The organism is Candidatus Melainabacteria bacterium (assembly GCA_003963305.1).
Taxonomy (GTDB): Bacteria; Cyanobacteriota; Vampirovibrionia; order Obscuribacterales; family Obscuribacteraceae; genus PALSA-1081.
Genome location: RXJR01000031.1, coordinates 150,983 through 170,649, shown reverse-complemented (window position 1 = coordinate 170,649; position 19,667 = coordinate 150,983). Strand labels below are relative to the sequence as shown.

General features: G+C 49.1%; 16 protein-coding genes. 11 read left to right on the top strand and 5 right to left on the bottom strand.

Going from position 1 to position 19,667, the window contains the following annotated elements:
- Positions 1-7 precede the first annotated feature (7 nt).
- Complete coding sequence (locus EKK48_27435; GenBank protein RTL36089.1) at positions 8-1,510, top strand: hypothetical protein; 1,503 nt, start codon at positions 8-10, stop codon at positions 1,508-1,510.
- A gap of 2 nt (positions 1,511-1,512) precedes the next feature.
- Positions 1,513-2,421: a tetratricopeptide repeat protein gene (locus EKK48_27430; protein ID RTL36088.1), complete on the top strand. Its 909-nt coding sequence runs from the start codon at positions 1,513-1,515 to the stop codon at positions 2,419-2,421.
- Between the two features lie 73 nt (positions 2,422-2,494).
- Here the strand turns inward: EKK48_27430 and EKK48_27425 are convergent, their stop codons facing one another.
- Positions 2,495-2,695 (bottom strand): hypothetical protein, encoded by a 201-nt coding sequence (locus EKK48_27425; GenBank protein ID RTL36087.1) that lies wholly within the window; start codon positions 2,693-2,695, stop codon positions 2,495-2,497.
- Positions 2,696-2,851: 156 nt separating this feature from the next.
- Complete coding sequence (locus tag EKK48_27420; protein RTL36086.1) at positions 2,852-3,331, bottom strand: tetratricopeptide repeat protein; 480 nt, start codon at positions 3,329-3,331, stop codon at positions 2,852-2,854.
- Between the two features lie 339 nt (positions 3,332-3,670).
- Between EKK48_27420 and EKK48_27415 the strand changes: the two genes are divergently transcribed.
- The 6 genes from EKK48_27415 to EKK48_27390 all read left to right on the top strand — a co-directional run bounded on the left by EKK48_27415 (position 3,671) and on the right by EKK48_27390 (position 10,034).
- Positions 3,671-4,246: a diguanylate cyclase gene (locus EKK48_27415; protein RTL36178.1), complete on the top strand. Its 576-nt coding sequence runs from the start codon at positions 3,671-3,673 to the stop codon at positions 4,244-4,246.
- Positions 4,247-5,482 (top strand): 3-oxoacyl-ACP synthase, encoded by a 1,236-nt coding sequence (locus EKK48_27410; GenBank protein RTL36085.1) that lies wholly within the window; start codon positions 4,247-4,249, stop codon positions 5,480-5,482. It abuts the gene before it with no gap.
- Positions 5,479-6,168, top strand: a complete 690-nt coding sequence (locus EKK48_27405) for a hypothetical protein (protein RTL36084.1) — start codon at positions 5,479-5,481, stop codon at positions 6,166-6,168. The genes EKK48_27410 and EKK48_27405 overlap by 4 nt, the downstream gene beginning before the upstream one ends.
- The gene (locus EKK48_27400) at positions 6,161-7,021 is read left to right on the top strand and encodes a hypothetical protein (GenBank protein RTL36083.1); all 861 of its coding nucleotides are present in this window, start codon (positions 6,161-6,163) and stop codon (positions 7,019-7,021) included. The genes EKK48_27405 and EKK48_27400 overlap by 8 nt, the downstream gene beginning before the upstream one ends.
- Positions 7,018-7,782: an acyl-CoA desaturase gene (locus tag EKK48_27395; GenBank protein ID RTL36082.1), complete on the top strand. Its 765-nt coding sequence runs from the start codon at positions 7,018-7,020 to the stop codon at positions 7,780-7,782. Before EKK48_27400 ends, EKK48_27395 begins: the two co-directional genes overlap by 4 nt.
- Before the next feature lie 266 nt (positions 7,783-8,048).
- Positions 8,049-10,034 carry a tetratricopeptide repeat protein gene (locus EKK48_27390; GenBank protein ID RTL36081.1) on the top strand — a complete coding sequence of 662 codons (1,986 nt, stop codon included), beginning with the start codon at positions 8,049-8,051 and terminating at the stop codon, positions 10,032-10,034.
- A gap of 54 nt (positions 10,035-10,088) precedes the next feature.
- On the opposite strand, the gene EKK48_27385 is transcribed toward EKK48_27390, so the two are convergent.
- Both EKK48_27385 and EKK48_27380 read right to left on the bottom strand, forming a co-directional pair.
- Positions 10,089-11,207, bottom strand: coding sequence for a sel1 repeat family protein (locus EKK48_27385; protein ID RTL36080.1), 1,119 nt, complete (start codon positions 11,205-11,207; stop codon positions 10,089-10,091).
- Between the two features lie 123 nt (positions 11,208-11,330).
- Positions 11,331-13,598 (bottom strand): alpha/beta fold hydrolase, encoded by a 2,268-nt coding sequence (locus EKK48_27380; GenBank protein RTL36079.1) that lies wholly within the window; start codon positions 13,596-13,598, stop codon positions 11,331-11,333.
- A 70-nt stretch (positions 13,599-13,668) separates the two neighbouring features.
- On the opposite strand from EKK48_27380, the gene EKK48_27375 reads away from it, so the two are divergent.
- Positions 13,669-16,338, top strand: a complete 2,670-nt coding sequence (locus EKK48_27375; GenBank protein ID RTL36078.1) for a hypothetical protein — start codon at positions 13,669-13,671, stop codon at positions 16,336-16,338.
- Between the two features lie 99 nt (positions 16,339-16,437).
- Here EKK48_27375 and EKK48_27370 read toward each other — a convergent pair whose 3' ends face one another.
- Positions 16,438-16,911, bottom strand: a complete 474-nt coding sequence (locus EKK48_27370) for a hypothetical protein (GenBank protein ID RTL36077.1) — start codon at positions 16,909-16,911, stop codon at positions 16,438-16,440.
- A 219-nt stretch (positions 16,912-17,130) separates the two neighbouring features.
- On the opposite strand from EKK48_27370, the gene EKK48_27365 reads away from it, so the two are divergent.
- Both EKK48_27365 and EKK48_27360 read left to right on the top strand, forming a co-directional pair.
- The gene (locus tag EKK48_27365; GenBank protein ID RTL36076.1) at positions 17,131-18,396 is read left to right on the top strand and encodes a hypothetical protein; all 1,266 of its coding nucleotides are present in this window, start codon (positions 17,131-17,133) and stop codon (positions 18,394-18,396) included.
- Positions 18,397-18,497: 101 nt separating this feature from the next.
- A complete protein-coding gene (locus tag EKK48_27360; GenBank protein RTL36075.1) occupies positions 18,498-19,661 on the top strand; it encodes a hypothetical protein in 1,164 nt (387 codons plus the stop codon).
- Positions 19,662-19,667: the final 6 nt, after the last annotated feature.

Sequence of the window (19,667 nt, the reverse complement as noted above, 5' to 3'; positions counted from 1 at the left end):
AGCAACAATGCAGGCAAAAAAGCATCGCTATGGGAAAAAATCATTCATCGTCTTGCAAGCGGTTTTGGCCGTGGTGTGCGGAACGCTTCCAGTTTCAGCGTATGATGCGTTCAACGCCGATCTGAAGACCGATGTCACCAAAACGTTGTTATCCGCACCATCGAAGAGTCGTTCCACCATTAGCGCGTTAGCTGCAAGTGGATGGAAGCGACTGCAGTCTGGTGATTTTAAGGGCTCCTGGCAAGACTTTAGTCAAGCAATCGCTCAAAATCCCGGTGACCCAGAGGCTCGTGCTGGACGTGCTGCGATAAGTATCGACAGAGGCGACTACAACAGTGCATTTGTTGACGCTAACTATGGGGTTTTCGCTGATTCCGACAATGTGCAGGTGCGATGGGTGCGCAGCATAGCGAATTTTGATATCAATAAATTTGGTGATGCTCGTGATGATTTGAAGTTCGTGCTCAGTGTGAATCCCGACAATACATCTGCTCATGAACACCTGGCTGAAACTTATCGCTTCCTGGGCGATCGAAAGAATGCTTACAACGAGTACATGACCGCAGCGCGATTGAACGCTGCAAGCAATCCGGATCGAGCAAAGACCTGCGCCTATTTTGCTAACCTCGTAAATCCCAACCCGGGTGGACTGCCGGGACGGGATGTTGTTCCTCCGCCTCCAATGATTGTCGAGAATCTCGCGGCGATGTATAAAGCATCACCAAAAGTTGAAAACGGAAGAGCACTTTTTGCGCCGTCAGCTAAGTGGCCTGTAGGAAAAACAATCACGGTTGCGTTCAATGGTGGTGATCCTGCGCTTTGTCAGAAGATCGCCGACACCGCTCCTGAATGGTCGAAATACGGAAATATCAAATTCGATTTCAAAGATCCGGCTACAGGACAATTTAGAAAGTGGAGCCCCAGTGATACTAAATACAGTGCGGATATCCGCATTGGCTTTGGGCAGGATGGATACTGGTCTGTCATTGGTCAGCAGAGTGTCTCTGTTGTGCCTCCGAACCAGAAATCAATGAACCTGGACCCTACTGATTGGCAGCGGTTGGGCAGATTCTACACCGGTACAATTCTGCACGAGTTTGGTCACGCACTCGGTTTCTTGCATGAACATCAGCATCCTTTTGCTGGTGGCATGACTGAGATTAGATGGCAAGACGACTATGGCTACGTACCGACGAAAGACAACAGCGGCACTTACATGGCAGATTCAGCTGGTCGCCAGCCGGGGCTGCTTACTTATTTCGTCTCTACGCAAGGTTGGAGCCCGCAGATGAGCTATTCGCAAATCGCAACCTATGAAGATACGGATGCCCTGGCCCTGGGACCTCTAGATACAACGTCAATTATGCAGTACGCGCAGACCCCGTTTTTGCTGAAAACCGGCAAGGCGAGCCCCGCCTATGCTGATGAAAATGATGTTTTATCGCCCGGAGACAAGGTAGCCATTCAGAAGCAATATCCCGGTCCTACCAGCTTATCGGGAGGGCACTGATTTTGAACGCCGCACAAGTAGATTTATTCGACTTCAAGGGATTAACGGTAATGCAGAATTTGAAAGCTTTGAGTTTGAGCGTGCTGATGATAGGAAGCCTGATGGCTCTCAGCGCACCAGTCTATGCAGCCAATGACGGCAGCATCCGAGGTGAGTGTAAACGTCTGTCGAGAGGCGAGCGCGGAAGAGATTTCGCTAGTGCGGGCACTCAGGATCTCGACGATCTGGGTTACAGGGCATATCAGCAAGGCAATTACACAACCGCGATCAACTATTTCACTCAGGCTATTGATAAAGATCCGCAGAACGTGCAGGCTCTTTTGGATCGGGCTGATGCGCGTCGCGCTGTTGGAGATTACTTGAATGCCATCGCCGATTATTCAATGTTGCGAATCGCTCCTCTTCAGCCGGACTCGCTGACAAACATTGGTTATTGTCATGCCAGTTTAAACAACTTTCCTGGTGCGCTCGCTGATTTCAACAATTCTCTTGCTTTGCGCAGCACTGGAGATTCGGCGGTGTCTGCATATTCCGGACGAGCCGCGGTTAAGCGCTTGATGCATGATATCCAGGGAGCTCTTGCTGACTGCGATGCTGCTTTGCGCTTAGACCCAGACAGTCTAGATCCAAGATGGCAGCGAGCGGTCACCTATTATGCGTCGCAACAGTACGCAAAGGCCGTTCCGGACTTGACCATCGTTGTTGGGAAGGAGCCGCGCTTTGCTGATGCGCATTTGATGCTGGCGCAGTGTTATGAAAGAATGGGAAACAAAGCCAACGCAATCGCTGAGTACCAGAAGGCGAACTATCTCTATCAACAGGCTCACGATGATGATGGTGTGCAGCAAACTACAAATGCTTTGAAAGTTTTGCAGGCAAGTGCTGGAGCTAAACTGCGCCCTGTCAGTTGAATTTGCAACCCTGTGGATTGGATGCAGCAGCCCTGTCGATTTACTGTTGCAGGTTCTCTGTCGAGTGCAGAGTCTATCGAATCGGGTAGTTTAGCTTTTCATGCTCCGCGCAACGTAATTGCGAATTGGCGTTCGTTTCGGCTCGTTGCTCTGCAATCGATTGTATGCGTTGCATCAACAGTTTGAGTTCCTCTTTTCGAAGCCAATATTGGGTGCTGCTACCTGATGTGTTCCAGGATTCTACTTCGATGATATCGTTCAGGTTTCCGTACATTTGTCATTCCTCAAAAGAGAAGTAAATTGTCTTGTTGTTAACGACAAGCGTACTGTCGCAGCTATTGACTAAGGCAAGGTTAAGGCTGCGCGAAGGCGGAATTAATTCTCTGATTTGAGTTTTTGCTGAGTGATTAATTTGTGGCGGCGTTACGGTTCACAACTCAGGCGGGCGAATGTTTTCAAAAGCTACTACCTTTTCCATTCGTTCCAGATCTTCGGCGCGTCTGGATATATAAGTATCTGTAACGAACCTTGCTTCGGCCTCGAGTAGTTGCCATAACTCCATCGCTGATTTCAAATCGGTAGCAGCACCCGCGGTATCACCTGAAGAGTGCTTGACTGTTGCTAATTTGTCGAGCACAAATGCTGTTTCGGCCAGGCTGTTGTCGGTTTTTTGCACAATTTGCAGCGCCGTCTCATAGCACTCTTGCGCGCGTGGATTGGCGAGGCGACCTTGAACCATGTGCGCATCTCCCAATTTGACGAGAGCAGAAGCATATTCGAAACTGTTTTCGCCATGATCGAGTTTCGCCTTCTCTGCAATCTCTGCCAGGCTCTCGGGCTTTGGACCGAATGCTTCATAAGAACGTGGGTTTGGCGGTGTTGGGTCTTCTTCCTGGAAAAAACTGCTCACATTGACCTCGATTTGACGTCTTAGGGCATCCGGGACGGATGCGCTCCATGGAGTACGGTTGCCTTCGGAAGGATGCGCTCTATTTGAGCAATTCAGGTGCATCCGGGACGGATGCGCTCCATGAAGTGCGATTGCCTTCGGACTGATGCGCTCCATTTGAGTGTGCCTGCGATGGCAAATGTAAAGTGTTTTGTTGGATTTGTCCATCACCGTTGTTCTTGCAATTGCTTTACAATAACCCGATCACTGAGTGAACTGTTGTTTTTCCCGCTCGGGCATACAGCTTCCTTGACATCATTTATTTGTCGGGAAGCAGGAGTCGAAATGGATATTCGCAGCATTACAACTGACCGGTTGTTATTCAACATGATCTTGTATGTTTGCCTGCCGCTCTGGCTCGTTATGGGTTTTGCTGACTATTACTGCCACCGGAAGTCTAAAATCGAGTTGACGACCGGCATGAAAGAATCTGTCTATCACGCTGTTATGGGAATACAAATCGGAATTCCAGTTTTCCTCGGTTTGTTTTTCACAATCAACGTCTTGCTGCTTCTGCTCATGTTTGCGGTGCTGGTGTTTCACGAGTGGGTCGCACATCACGACGTGAAATACGCGCTAAACAAGCGTGAGATCTCGATTATGGAAACTCATGTACACAGCTTTCTCGAAGTCTTGCCGTTTGTGATTGTAGCTTTGATTATTTGCATCAACTGGAATGCATTTGTAGATTTGATCACACTCAACTGGAACGGTCAGATGACTCTCACTTTGAGAGAGAAACCTCTGGATTTCTGGTACGTTTGCGGCTACGTCGCACTGATGCTATTCGCTGATGTATTGCCGTTTTTAGAGGAATTCATTCGTTGTTGGCGTCACCGGCATTCAATCAATCCTGATTCTAAGGGGATTACATAAATGAGCACTCAACAAGCGTTTATAACTAGTTCTGGCAGTTTTCTACCGGGACCTCCGATTTGCAACGATGAAATAGAGTCGATTCTCGGACTGGTGAATGGAAAACCGTCGAGACTGAAACAGAAAATTCTGCGTGCAAACGGCATTAAAACCCGGCACTACGCATTGAATCATAATCAACAAAGCACCTATCAGTGCAGCGAACTCGCCGCTCAAGCTGCATTGCATTGTTTGAATAATGCCTTTGCAGACAGTGATGATATTGATTTGCTCGCAGTTGGTTCGACGCAAGGTGACCTACCCTTGCCAGGCCTGGCAAGCATGGTTCAAGCCGAGTTGGATATTCCTGCCTGCGAAATAGTCAGCACTCACGGCGTATGCAGCAGTGGTGTGATGGCGCTTAAGGCGGCAGCAAATCAAGTGAAACTGGGTGAGAAGCAGACGGCACTTGTGTGCGCTTCTGAGCTTGCTTCTCGATTGCTGAAGAAGAGCAGATATGAAGCAGCCAAGCATGAAGCATTAGATCTGGAGGCGGAATTCTTACGCTGGATGCTCAGTGACGGTGCGGGTGCACTTCTGGTTGAATCTAAGCCGCGTCCTCGTGGAATCAGTTTGCGCATCGATTGGATTGAGGTGATGTCATATGCGTCAGATTTCGATCTATGTATGTCCTGCGGCACCGCCGATCAAAGCCAATGGTCGGCTGGGCACTATTCACCTGCATCTGCTGCGGCGCCGTCACTGGAGAAACTGAGTGAATTGCAGCAGTCGGCACGAAAGACAAACTCTGCAACGTTGTTGCGCGAGCGCTCATGGCAAGACTATGAAACCTACGCTGATGCGGAGCGTTCCGGTGCGCTTCTATTGAGACAGAATCTTCGCATTCTGGACAATATCGTCAAAGTAGGTGTGGAAGGATTCTTGCGATTGATCAAGCAAGGTAAGGTCAAGCCCGAGGAAATCGACTATTTCGTTTGCCACTACTCTTCGCATACTTTTCGAGGCAAAATCGTTGATTTGCTGACTCGATCCGGTTGCATGGTGCCTGAAGAGAAGTGGTTCACGAACCTGTACACCAAAGGTAATACCGGTTGCGCTTCAATTTTCATTATGCTGGATGAGCTTTATCAGAGCGGTGAATTGAAAGAGGGTCAGACGCTTTTTTGTACGATCCCCGAGAGCGGTAGATTTACAACTGCATACATGAAACTCACAGTCGTCGGAGGCAAACAATGATTACCGCAGATAAGTCTACGACGCTCAGCCTGGCAGGTCAGTTGACTTTACGTGATTTGCTGGCGGTCTGGCTGCAATTTGAGCGGCAGCTCAATCGCGTTCCCATCATTCGACGTCTTGAGCAGGGAACATTTTCTGACGAAGACTATATGACTCTGCTGCGTAATTTGCGCCCGCAAGTTGTTGAAGGTGCGCGTTGGATTACGCGGGCAGCGTCCAGCTTCACATCGGAGTACGCGGAGGTTCGTTCTGTCGTGATCCGCCACGCCCTGGAGGAGCACCGTGATTACGAATTGATCGAGAATGACTATGTTGCCTGTGGTGGAGACCGCGATACCATCCGCAGTGCACCTAGAAACATCGGAACGGAGGCGCTTGCCGCGTACCTTCTCAATCAGGCCAGCCAGCCGAATCCGCTCGATCTTCTGGGTGCCATGTTTATCATCGAGGGCTTGGGCGAGAAAATGGCTAACAAGTGGGCGGGTCGCATTCAGGATTTGCTCTGCATCGAACCTTCTAAGACTAAGTTTCTCAGCTATCACGGTGCAAACGACGAGTCTCACATCGAGAAACTTTATGCCTTGCTCGACCAACATGCTGAAACTGCATCCGATAAAATAGTGAAGACCGCCAAGGTGGTCAGCCGACTTTATGCGATGCAGTTAGAGGAATTAGACAATGTATAATCGCGCCGACCCATCATTGTTCGATGTTCTGGCAATCGATGATAGCCTGCCCATGGACAAAGAAGCGGCTCGTTGCTGGCTCGTGAATTTGAAGCATCCGTTACGCCTGACGGTTATGCATGTTTGCCGGTTAGGCGCGACTATCACTCTGTGCACTGCATATTTTTTGAAGCGGCTCTTTCCGATTCAGTTTTCAGCGCATCACGCATTGCAGGCGACCATTTGTTGGTTTATGAAAAATGTTGTAACGCCAGAAGCTAACTACATTATCTTGCGTCACTTCTGGACGGAATCCAACATCATCAATTTCGTCATTGCCAATAGTAAGAACTGCAAAACTCCACCTGCAGATCTTTATCCCTGCCAGATCGATGATTTCATGAAACAGACTTTCATCGATCACGACATTGTTCTATTCAATTCATTGCATGACCTCGGTAGCGTAGCCGAGGAGGATTGGCCGGTGCCGTTGGAGAAACTGGACTTTTCTTTGATGCGCGATATTGACTTTCCGTTCGATGTAAACAAGCGGAAATTTGCACAGGTAGTCGACTTCGAAACTGCTCACGAATTATTCAAAGCTTTGTTTTGTGTTCTCTTGAAGGCTTCTGAATATGAGCGATCTATCAATTCATTGCAATTCGATCAATCGCTTGCAATCCGTGCGGCGCGCATCACAGGGCATGCTGAGATCGCCGCCCTGGCTGGAAATACTTATCCGATGTTTCTGGTGGGACCACTGCACCTTTCGCAACGCTTTGTACTGCATGGACTGTTTACGGAACACTTGCATGAGTACCTGCTGCAATTGCGTGACGCTCAGTCAAAACTAAAGCAGAAAGTGCCAGTATGATTGAATTTATAGTCGCCTTTGTTTTGCTGTACACAGTTCACATGCTCGGTGTCACGGTTGGTTATCACCGTTTTCTGTCGCATCGATCTTTTAAATGCAGCAAAGTGGTTGAATACTTTTTCGTGCTTGCCGGGTACCTGGCGATGGAAGGGTCGCCAATTACGTGGGCGGTAATTCATCGCGCTCATCACAAACATCCCGACACGGCAGCAGATCCTCATGGTCCATCCGCCGTATGGTTCTATCAATACGCCGGCTGGATGTTGAAGTTTAGATACACGAATGAGACTTCGCCGGCTGCGCTCACCCCTGACCTCTTGAAAGATCCTCTGTACCGCTTTCTTGATCAGGATGGGCATCTCTACCGCGGCTATTTCTTATGCGTTGTCATTTGTGTTCTACTGCGCATCTCTCTATTTTTCTTAGTCGATTCGAGGATAGCGTTGGCGAGCGTTTTCGCTGGTATAGCCGCGCAACAGATGCCGTTGATTCTCAATCTTGTGTCGCATATTCCTAAATATGGATATCGAAATTTCGAGACGTCAGACAATAGCGTCAACGTTCCGTGGATAGCTTTTTTGACTCTGGGAGAAGGCTGGCACAACAACCATCATGCCTTTCCTGGTTCTGCACGCAGCGGCTTCGCTGCTCATGAAATCGATGTGTCCTGGCTCGTGCTTCAGGCTCTGCAACGCATCGGGCTGGTGCAGACGTTGAATCTTCCAGATAAATCGTTGCCGTCGAAATTGCAAGCCTATTAACTTCGGTTTTCTGAGCATCAACTGTGCGCCTCTTTTGGAGGCACTGGTTCTGCTGGATAAGCGCGGAGAAAGCTTCATGAGAGTAATGAAGGGAAAGCTCGACAGGTACATGCTAAATTGATGAGGCACCCCGGTCTCGGGGATTGCAAATATTGATTTGTCCGCGTTTGGATATCTTTTCGATATGCCTGCGGCTATATCACTTTTGCATAGTTGGTTTCAAGACTGATTAGAAAGTCCAATCACTGGTTTAAGAGGAAGTTAAAGTGAACACAAAATTCTTTCACCGACAGTTAGCTGCAGCCACCGCGGTCACGATATCAATCATGGCTGGACCACTTGCGGTCTTGGCCAAAGGCGCTGTGACGCCAACGGTGCAACCAGCTTTCACTGAAAACCAGATCTTTAAAGGCAGCGTCAGCGCCGGGGTTAAAGAAGGCGAAGCTGCTTTGATGAGTGGTGACTACGCCAAAGCCACCGATGCGTTTCGAACGGCGCTCAATCAGAATTCCAAAGATACAAATGCGATGTGCGGACTTGGTTTTGCCCTTGCTTTGCAGTTCAAATTGGATGGCGCTGAGCAGCAGTTCAACAAAGCGATCGCCATCGACGCGCAGAATCCACTTGCCCATGTCGGTATAGCGTTCGTTACTCTGAACCGTTTGCAATCTTCATCGATGACCATTATCAATCAACGTGCCGCGCTGCTTACACGCGCACAATCCGAAGTTGAACTGGCGTTGCGTTCCGATCCGAATATGCCGGAAGGTTTGCTGGTGCAGGGACTGATCGCAAAAGCGCAGGGTAATACCGCCCAGGCAAAAGCAAGTTTCGCAAAGTCAATTGCTGCCGAACCAAAATATGGTGTTGCCTTCGTAAATCGCGGGTTGATTTCACTTGATCAAGGCGATACCTCAAGTGCGATTGCAGATTTCAAAGAAGCAATCAAACTCCGTTCCAGTAACGGTGCCGCTCACTACGCGCTGGGAAAAGCTCTGGTCAAAATTGGACAGCTAGATGCTGCACACGATGAACTGAATACTGCGCTCTCGCTGAATAAAAATAGCGCGCCGGCTCATCTCGTAATGGGAGATGTCTATCGTTTGCAAGGCAATTCTGTTGCGGCGATCAAAGAATATAACGCTTGCATAGCTATCAAGCCTGAATACGCCGACGCATACATTCGGCTCGCAGACATCTACAATGGTCGCGGTGATCTGGAATTCGCGGCGGCCCAATTGCGATCTGGTTTGGTGGTGCAACCAGACAATATTGATCTGCATCGTAAATTAGCCGATGTGCTCTTGCGCAGCGATAAGCTCGACGATGCGTTGAAGGAGTACAACACTGTGCTCAGCTACGCTCCTGGAGACGTTTCTGCTGTTAATGGCATGACCACTGCTCTCATGCTCAAATCTCAGAAGGAAGCTTCGGGTGCATTTTTTGTTTCGAACAACTTCGAAGCTGCTGAGCGCATGTTGCAGCAAGCAATAAAATTGAATCCAAACAATTTGCAGCTGCGACTCGCTGATTGCAAGTTGCGCGCTCTATCAGGTCAAACTGTAGATCTATCTGCAGTTGGAGTACCGAGCAATGATCCCGAGCGCATCGCTTATGCGCAGGCTTGCCAGGCTCAGTTTAAGTTCAATGACGCCAGTCAGGCGATGAATACTGTGATTGCTGACTGTCAAAATGCCGATGATGCTTTTGCTGTTGCAGATATGTCTTTGTTGATTCACGACTTGGACAGCGCTACTGCTGCCTACAAGAAGGCAGGCGGTTTCCCCGGACCGGATAACAACGCCCGAGCACAGCGTGGCTTAGCAAATGTTGGATCGGCACGAGACAAGGCAAAGCAATCGTTGACGCTGGCAAATGATCTGGCCAAACGAGCACAACTCGCCAGTGCGATTGACAACTACCGTGCTGCCGCCTATGCGAATCCAAGACTGGCTGATGCGCATCTTGGTCTTGCAGAAGTACTGGAAAAGTACGGCAAAAAGGATTCTGCTTCCTTGCGCGAAGCCAATCTCCATTACAAGGCCTATCTGACGCTTGAACCGAATTTGCCGGCAAAGGAACGCGAAAGAATCAGCAAACGCGCCACTGCTTGTCAGGAGACCGCCTATAAGCTTGACAACGGGCAATCGACTTCGAAGATATCAGCGCTATTTCAGCCGATCGGCAACATAGGCAAGAAGGTTGGCACTGGTCTAAGCGATCTTGGTGGCAGTCTGAAAGACGCGTTCTAGAACGGATTAAGTCCTGATACACTTCCGGTGGATTAATTTAGGCGTGAGCCTAAATTAGTCCACGTCGAAGATTGGATTGCCGTGGTCTATTTCACTCGGCTTGCCATTTTCATAGCGTTTTAGAAACGCTTTTGCCTTTGGATAGCCGCGTTCTGCAGCCATGCGCACCAGCCGCAGTGCACTTTTCTTGTTCAATTGAAGTGCACCACCGCAGAAGTAGAGCATGCCCAGATTGTACAAGGCTCTTGAGGAGCCTTGCTTGGCTGCTTTGCACAGCCATTTGGCTGCTTTATCGTAGTCTTTATTGACACCTCGACCGGCATAAAATCTCAGACCCAGTTCGATCTGGAAGTTGAGATCCGACTCCTTGCCGAAGGAAATAAACCACTTTTCTGCTTCTATAGGGTCTGCCATGGTCCCGACACCATCTGCATAGGCGCAGGCAAGATTGTATTTGGACATTCTGTGCCCTTGCTCTGCTGCTTTGCGGAACCATTTGAAGGCTCGCTGTTCGTCGGCGTCTACGCCAACGCCTACCTTATACATAGATGCAACGTTGTATTGAGCCTTTGCTAATCCATTGTTTGCAGATAATTCGTACCAGGTAAATGCCTGACGCTGGTCGCAGTCAACACCCAGTCCGCGCTCATATAAGAAGCCCAGATTGTTTTGCGCTTCCGCAAAATTTCCCGCCGCTGCCAGTGAAAAATACTCGTGAGCTTTGCGGAAATCGCGTGCTACGCCCTTGCCGGACATATACAGTAAGCCGAGGTTATACTGAGCTGCATTATGACCGCTATGCGCTGCCTTCATGAACCAGACTGCCGCTTTCGAGTAGTTTATTTGATCCAGTGACGGATCAAGGTACATGAGAGCTACTTGAAATTGTGTTGCGGGGTCCCGCTCTTCGATCGCTTTCGCAATCGTCTCTTTTCGCAACGCCTCAGTTTTGATTGGTATCGAAACTGGTGCTTTCGTTCGCGAGCTTGTTGCGCTTCGACTGCTTGATTTTGATTGGGTTGTCTTTTCTGATTCGATCGATTTTGCTGATCTCATCGACTTTGCTGATCTCATCGACTTTGCTGTTTTGTTTGCTTTCGTTGACCTGGTTGTTTTTTCTGTTTGTACTTCTCTGGTTTTTTGATTCGTGTCAGTCAGTGCTTTTGTCGGCATTTCAAGTTCCTCCGTCAGTTACCCTTTTAGCATCGTTGATGCATGAGCAAGTCGGAGCTGCATTTACGTCAAGAGACCTTTGACGTAAACGCCAAAGATCTCTCAGTACTTTTACCGGAATTTTTACTGGAGTTTAGTTACCGAGTCGAGGGCTCGTGCGTAATTGTTGAAGGTCGATTCACCGATAATTGTCTGTCCGACTTTACCGGTCGGAGAGACGAATACAACCGTTGGAATTGGTCCGACTTTAAACTTATCGGCAAGCGCATCGTTGGCTGAATCTTCGATGTTGACGCGATTTATTTCGACCCGGTCACCATAGGTGTTGGCGAGTTGCGCCATAGCATCGTTCATGCCTTTGCACTGGTCTGCCCAATTTGCATAAAATGCATAGACTTTCGCTTTACTGGCTGGTGCGAAGATCTGTGAGGCACTGCCTGTAGTGTTAAGTCCGAACAGACTGCTAAGCTTGTCGAACGGGCTCGTTGACTGGGCTGGTGTCGTTGGAGTCGAAGCCGGCGCAGCGCCGGAACCGACCGCAGTGTAGTTGCTTGCGGCACCACCCCCGCCCGAATATCCGCCTGCTGCACCACCCGCACCGGCATAACCGCCCGCTGCACCAATGCCCTGTCCTCCGATGTTGAGCAAATATGAGTTGAATGCCTGCGCCTGATCGCCACCGGCTCGGCGAATTCGCATTGCCTGCCTGAACAAAGGTCCAGCTTTTTCAGGAGCACCGCTCTGGAAATATGCCTTGCCGAGAAGAGCCAGAACGTTCGGGTCCGTAGGTTTTTGTGCGCGAATTTGTTCAAGTGCGTTGATGGCATTGGTATATTGCCTGTTATCGAGCATTTGTGCCGGTCCCTCCAATCCTGCGAGATTGATGGGAGCGCGACTGCCAAATCCTGCTGGACCACCATAACCGCCACCGTAACCACCACCGGGTCCTCCAGGAGCCCCGATGCCATCCATCGGTCCGCGGCGAACACGCCTGCCAACTTTGGCCGTCAACCACGACGATATGACTCGGAAATTTTGATCACGTGGTCCGGGGTCCTGGGTTTGTGCTTCTTCAAAAATCAGATGCTCACCGGGCACAGCGAAGAACGATTTGTCTTTAGCTGCAACATCATTGAACAATTCCCATGTTCCTTCCGGCTTCACGAGTTGATCGCCAGTGCCCTGGACAAACAGCACCGGCATGTCGGTGACTTTTTTAGCTGCATCATGATTGAAGTTCATGAAGTCCTGGAATTGAATCAGCTCTTGCGGGCTCAAATTCAATCGAGCCAGCGGGTCATCTTGCCACTGACTTTTCAACTTTTGATTCTGCGTTGCTTGATTGACAAGATCGTTGCCAACGTTGGCGACGTTAAAGCCAGTGAGCAGATTCAGGAAGACTTTCATGCTCGTTTTTCCCTGGTTGAAGCGTTCACCTGCTGGAACCGATGAAATCAAGCCATCAACAAGCTGGGGGTAAAGAGATGCCGCTCTCAACGCGATCGCGCCGCCCATTGATTCGCCCAGTAAATAAACTGGCTTGCCGGGATTGGCAGCATGAATTGATTCGAGTGTTGTTTTTATATCGTCGAGGCACTCATCGAAATTGACTTTCGTTTTGCCTTTTGCGTTCATCCAGGAGCCGAAGCCTCGCACGTCGATTGCGTAGACGGCCAGACCGCGTCGGGATTGTTCCTTGCCAAAAAATTCGTATGAATTGCTTTGCAATCCAAGACCGTGGATACATAACAGACATGCAACTGGTGTCTGATCAGGAGGTAGCCACGAACGACAGGGTGCAGAGACTTTGCGCTGCGGAGCTGTGGTCGGATTGCTACCTGTAGACAGATTAGTGCCTGCTGCAGTTCCACCACCTGATACAGAGGCGGCACCTGTGAGCGGGGCGTTCGGTTGTGCTGGATATTGCGACCCATAAGGATATTGCCCATTCTGCTGTATTGAGCTTGGTTGATTGGTTCCGTACGGGTATTGACCGCCTGTCTGGTTCGGATATGGCGAATTGATTTGACTTGGGTTGGGTTGAAGATATGGATTTGTTTGGCTTGGATACTGTGAATTTGTCTGATTGGAATATTGCGAATCCGTCTGACTCGAATATTGCGAATCCGGTTGAGTTGGATATTGCGGTTGAGTCTTAGGATTTTGCTGATTCTGCAAATTCTGGTTTAAGTTGTTGATGACACGCTTCTGCGCATTGTCCAGAAGCATCTGACCGGCTTGTTTGAGAAATGAAGGAGTTTGCGTCGAAGACGTTGAACCGGCCTGGGCAATCAAGTCATTAGCAGAAGCAATTTGAGCCATTGGCGCCGTCATTAAAGCGCACAGCGCACAACCCGAAAACAGTGCTGCAGGAACTCTTTTTATTTTCATTTGGATCTCTTTTGGAATTAGCCATGTGTGCCGAATTCAGTATAATCTACGGCTGCGATCGACGCCTGAAATGTGCAATACTTGGGTTCGCCAGCTTAAATTCTCCGTCGAATTCAAAAGCTTGAATGCGCCATCCATGCGCCGTGGCGCTCGAGAATATATACAGGACGTCAAGATCATTTGTAAGCTTAAACAATTCGCATTATTAATAGTCGCCTTCTTGATGTTCCCGGTCAGCGCCAGTGCCTGGAGGCAAGTTGAATACTGCGACGTGTACCTTGGACCAGAGAAGGTTTTTACTGTTACCAATACGCCTGTGATGTCAGCAGTAGACCGGGCTCAGAGCATTACTTCGCACTTACAGACGATTGCCGCGACGACAGATTATGACCCCAGTCAATTGAGTGTACGAAAAGCACTTGATGGCGTGCCAGTACTAATGTTGGGCAACGTCCCCATATGCGGTGTCACTGCTGAAGACAGTGCTGTTTTTGGCAAACCCGCTGATAAGGTTGCCATTGAATGGGCGGAAGCGCTTCAGAGAAGAATGGAGGAGATGAAACGGACGGCTCCTCCATCTGCGACTCCTAAAGCTCATGAAAGCAAAACGCTGAATGAGCACGCAGTGCTCTTGTTATTTCTTGAAATTGGTGTGCTGCTTTTAGCATCATTGCTGTTCGGGGAGTTGATGGTTCGCCTTGGTCAGCCAGCCATTATCGGGCAGATTCTTGCGGGGTTGGTTTTAGGCCAGACATTTTTCGGCAACTTTTTTCCTGACCTATCGATCCAACTATTTCCGCAGGATAGCTCTCAATCTAAATTGATAGAAGCTGTTTCCTGGATTGGCGTCTCCTTCCTGTTGATGTTGACGGGCATGGAAACCGACACGTCGATGCTCAAGCGTCTCGGAAAACCGGCACTCTATTTAGCATTGATTGGTTTGTTTCTGCCTCTGGTTGTGGGTGCGGGAATTTCCGTAATTCTGCCGGCTGATTTGCGAGGCGACCCGTCAGCAGGATTGGCTTTTGCAGTTTTCCTCGGCACCGTCTTCGCCGTCTCTTCGGTGCCGGTAGTAGCGAAAATTTTGATGGACATGAAGCTGCTCAAGCGCGATGTCGGGCAATTAGTTCTCGCTGCTTCGCTTTCGCATGATTTGCTTTGTTGCTTATTGCTTGCAGTAATTGCTGTTTTATCCGATACAAAGAGTGCCTCGGGAGGTGGCGGTAATCCGTTGCTGACGGCAATTATCGGAACGATTGGATTTGTTTCGATCGTCTATTTTGGGCGCTTTATGTTTTTCCGGCTGCTTCGTTGGGTCAATGATAAAGTCTCCACGAGCGACGGACTGATTACAGCGATGATCGTTATGTTGCTTTTGGGTGCTGCCACCACTCAAGCACTGGGCATTCACATTGTGCTCGGGGCTTTTGCTGTAGGCGTTATCTTGTCGCAAGCGCCGGTAATCAATCACAAAGTGGTGCGTCCGCTCGAGATTGTGACGATGGGGTTTTTCGCTCCGATATTTTTCGCTGCCTCTGGATTGAACGTCAATCTGGGCTCGTTGTTGCACCCCAAACTGGCCGCTATCACTTTGTTCCTCTGTGCAACTTCAATGGCAAGCAAATTGATCGGTTGTTACGCTGCGGGCAAACTCTCCAAAATTGGTGCGTGGGAATCGCTCGCTATCGGTGTTGGTGCGAATGCCAAAGGTTCTATGGGGTTGATTCTGGCGATGCTCGGATATTCGCTGCATATCATTAGTCTGGATATGCTGGCGATCGTCATCTTTGTGTCGCTATTCTCGACGGCTGTGGCACCGCCGTTGATGAAGTGGTCTCTCGGTAAAGTTAAGGTCACCGAGGAGGAGCAGATTCGACTGGCGAAAGAAGAGCGTCGCGCCCGTACCGTTTTAAGCAGTATCAGGCGTGTGCTGTGGCCCACTTCCGGAAAAGCTCGAAATCGGTTCATCGGGAAATTACTGGATAGCATAGGCAAACGACAGGTTATCGAGACAGTGGTGCTCTGGGTAAAACCGCCTGATGCAGCGGGTGATGAAAAACCGTTTGCCAGCATTGCGAAATCCATCGATACGAAACTAGTGGGTCTGGAAAAGCGCACCGTCAAATCTGACGATCCAACTTCGGTCATTGTTGATGAAGCAAACCTGGGCTATGACTTGCTGGTAATGGCTACCGATAAGCCCCTTGCTGGTGCCGAGCATGTGTTCGGTCCACTTGTCGATAACGTCATTTTGAATACGAGCACTAGAGTTCTGGTTGTCTATGATCCTGATCAAAGTGGTGACAGAGAGATCAAAAAGGTGGTCGTACCGGTCAGTGGTTCAGAACTGTCTGTCAGCGCTGGTGAGTTCGGAATTTCATTGGCCAGCTCACTGGGCGCCAAAGTTACCATTTTGAGCATTGCCGAGTCTGAACTGGAAGATCTGTACAGTGAAGAGACAAAGAGTGGGGAAAAAATTCAACGCAATATCACTGAGGACATTGAAGGTTCTTTGAAGGAACTGGCGAATGCACTGAACGTGGAGTTTAACGCCATTCTTGTTCAATCTGCTGCTCATGCTGCTCAAGCTATCATCATGTCAGCACAACAACAGGATGCCGATTTGATAGTTCTCGGTGCCGAACCAAAAATGGGCAAGGGATTATTTCTCGGGCACACAATCAATTTCGTTTTGAGAAATGCACCGTGCGCGGTGGCAATTCTAAAATTACAGGCTTGATTCCAGAGCTATAGACTTGATCCCAGTGCTATAGCTTTGATTTTAGAGCTATAGACTTGATTCCTGAGCTTACGCCTGACGCATAATCGTTCGGAATAACTAGTAGTATTTTTCTGCTTCCTTTGGAGTCAGAATCTGTCTCTTGGGATAGTTTATATGGAAGTCGGGATCAAATACTTCTCCATTTTCGTTATTCACTTGATCAAATCCAGGATCCATATCGTGTTTCTGTGGTGAATGCCAGAAATAGTCTTCTTGCCCTTCGTGTTGCTTGGCCCAATTCTCGAAGTCTTTGACGCCGGTGCGAGGATCAGCCTTATGCTCAGCCTTATGATGTTTGCTCTCAGTGTGCGAGCTGCGTTCGCTGACTGGGCTGGCTGTGCCGCACGAGCCGTAAAGGTTGTCGGCTGTACCCATGTCGAGAAATTGCGCTGGTTTTGATTGATTTGAATAGGATGACCGCTCGGTCTTGAAAAATGCTTGCATATCTTCCGCTGAAACACTCAGTTTGGCGCTAACGTCGGAATGTTGGAAGGCTTTATTGTCCAAGCGATCGGCTGTTTCTCTGGTCATTGTTCGCCTTCCGATTTGGTTGGGGTCGGTGCTCTCTGTGACCATAGAATCCCAGAAAGTTTTGGCACGCGGTTGGCAATTCGGCGATTTAATGTTTCTGCTGTCCGAATTCTTTCCTTACTGCATATACCTGTTTACTCGGCGAACCTCATAACAAACACCGGCTACTTCCGCAAGGGTAGACCGCAGTCAGTCATGGGTGCTTTGGAGAATTACTAAATGTCGAAAGCGAACTTAGAATCAGCTCAATCCAAGCATGAAGGCGGTTTTCTTAATGGCGTAGAGGAGTTTCTTCACGGAGCAGCCTACGGCGCTATTCAAGTTCCAATCGATGGCGTCAGTCAGTTTATCGATCATGTGACTCCTGGTCATCTCCCACATCTTGAGATTGTTAGCAAACCTACGGATGATTCATTAGCTACAAGCGCCGGAAAATTCGCCGGTGCCGTTTTTGATTTCGCTGTATTGCAGAAAGTTCTCGGTTCAGCGGCACCCAAGTTCTTCGGTGCTGAGTCGACGGCTCCGGTGTGGTTGCGTGCCGGTGCCACAGGCGCTGCCTATCAAGCTCTTATGCCAACGAGTGAGAATGGAAATTATTTCCTCAACAAAACGCGCGATGTTGGTATAGGTTTTGGTGTCTTTGGTGCAATGGGTGCGGTCACTGCCTATGCTGCACCGAAATTCGGTAATTCATTGTTAGGACGTGTCGAAGCTGGTGCTGAAGGTGGATTTGCTGGCGGCGCCACTGATGCAGCTATGACTGACTTCCTCTACTGGCAGAAACCCGGCTTCAGAGATCTCGAGAAGATCGGAAAGTACACCGCATTTGGTGCTACACTGGCAGCCACGAGTTACTTTGAAGATGATTTGAAGACTCGTTGGGAGAATGCAAAAAGATCCTTCGAACAATCTAGTTCACATGCTCAGCCTGAGTCTGCTAAACCCCTGGAGTCGAAGCCTGCAATGACTGTGGAAGAGTCGGTGGCAAAGTCGCAGTCTGTTTTCAATGACGCTGATGTTGTTCCGGCTGGCAAGCAATTATATGAAGTGAAATTCCGAAAGGTTACCGATCCCGCTGGTGAACTTGTGCCAACACTGGAGAATCCTGCCGGCGAAACCGTGCAGCAGGGGCATTGGGTGGCACAGCGTCTCGACGCCAATGGTCAGCCTGTAATCGAGCGCGGTCAGGTGAATCAGTGGCCGATTTCGACTGATGTGAAAGTGGCGAAAACATACAACGTAGACCCTGAAACTCTCGCCACTAAGACTGAATTCGTTGCGCCGACGAGGGTTGATGCACCACCAGTGCACGTTGTCAAACTGACTGAGCCAATTACAATTCAGACTAAGTGGGGTTCTATGGAAGGTAAACCCGGCGATTGGTTGGCAAACTATGATTTTAATAGCGCAACCAACACACCGGGCTCAGATTATGCGATTATTTCAGCAACATCGTTTGAGCAAACTTACAAGGTTCAGAAATAATCATTTATTGCGGGTCGACCCCATCACCAGAATCAACGAATAGGAAGCACTCGCTAAATTCGCGTTTTGTCGATGCCGCTTCTGCGTCTGCGCGTTTGCTCGTGTATACATTTTGCCTGATGCTGCTCTGCTCTCCTTGCGGTCTGGCAGACAATTTTCTTCAGCAGGACGGCTCGCATTCTGCCGAGTTGAAAAGTACTGCAGGCACCAATAGCAACAAGAAACTGGCTAGAAATCCTGAAACTGCGACTGGAAAGTCTGAGACTAAACCCGGAAAGTCTCATGGTAGTGGAACCTCGAAGTCTGGTCGAGGCGTGATAAAGATTGAGACCGCAACGGGAAAAGCTGGGACCGCAACGGGAAAAGCTGGGACCGGATCGGGAAAAGCTCATACTGGAACGGGGAAGTCTGCGACTGGAAATGAAAAGTCTGGGACTGAAACGGGAAAGTCAGAACAAACTGCGCAGCAGGCTTATGCGGCGAACCGCGAAATGTATGCGCAGATGTTTTTGCGCATGCGCGCGACGCCTGATAATCCGCGCGGCGCAAAACTAATTGCTGCTCTTCAAAAGGTGGCATTGAAGTATTTTCGGATGCCCATAATGCTTGTTTCAGAAAGCGAGGAGGGTGGCGTTACGCACCTCGTTTATAAAGCAACCGATCCTTCAGTCGATTTGTTGATTAGTTGCAATGCGACGAAGGCAGGCGGCGAGTGGGTTTTTACCGATCATGATTTCAAAGGAAAAAACTCCACGGATGTTGCCCTTGATCCATTCAATGCCATTGCAAGTGTTTTCCCTCAGGAAATTTCAGAGATAACGCTCGGATTGACAATCTTAGGGTTCGGTTTGTCTGGTTGTTTTGTTTCGGCAATTCTTCTCTTGATTGCATCCTTCCGTGTTTCAGTGCTTTGGGGACTCGTGACTCTCTGCTTGCCATTTGGAAATTTGATATTTGTAGTATGCCGATGGCGCGAAGCCAAAAACCCTTTCCTTGTTGGTTTCATTAGTTTTGTTGTAACGGTGATCGGAGCGTTGATTCCGCTAGCTGTATTGCAGTCGCTCAATGGTGTGCAAAAAATGCTTCCTGACTTTGTTCCAGGCATGGACAACGAGCACACAATGCAGTTGATTAGAGCTGGATTGAAACAGTCCAAAAATGCATCTGGTGAGTTAGTACCAGAATTGAATGATGATCAGACAACCCAGCTGATTCGCAATGGATTCAAAAACTCTCCCAATATCAAGATACAGCGCTTAAATTGATTTTGA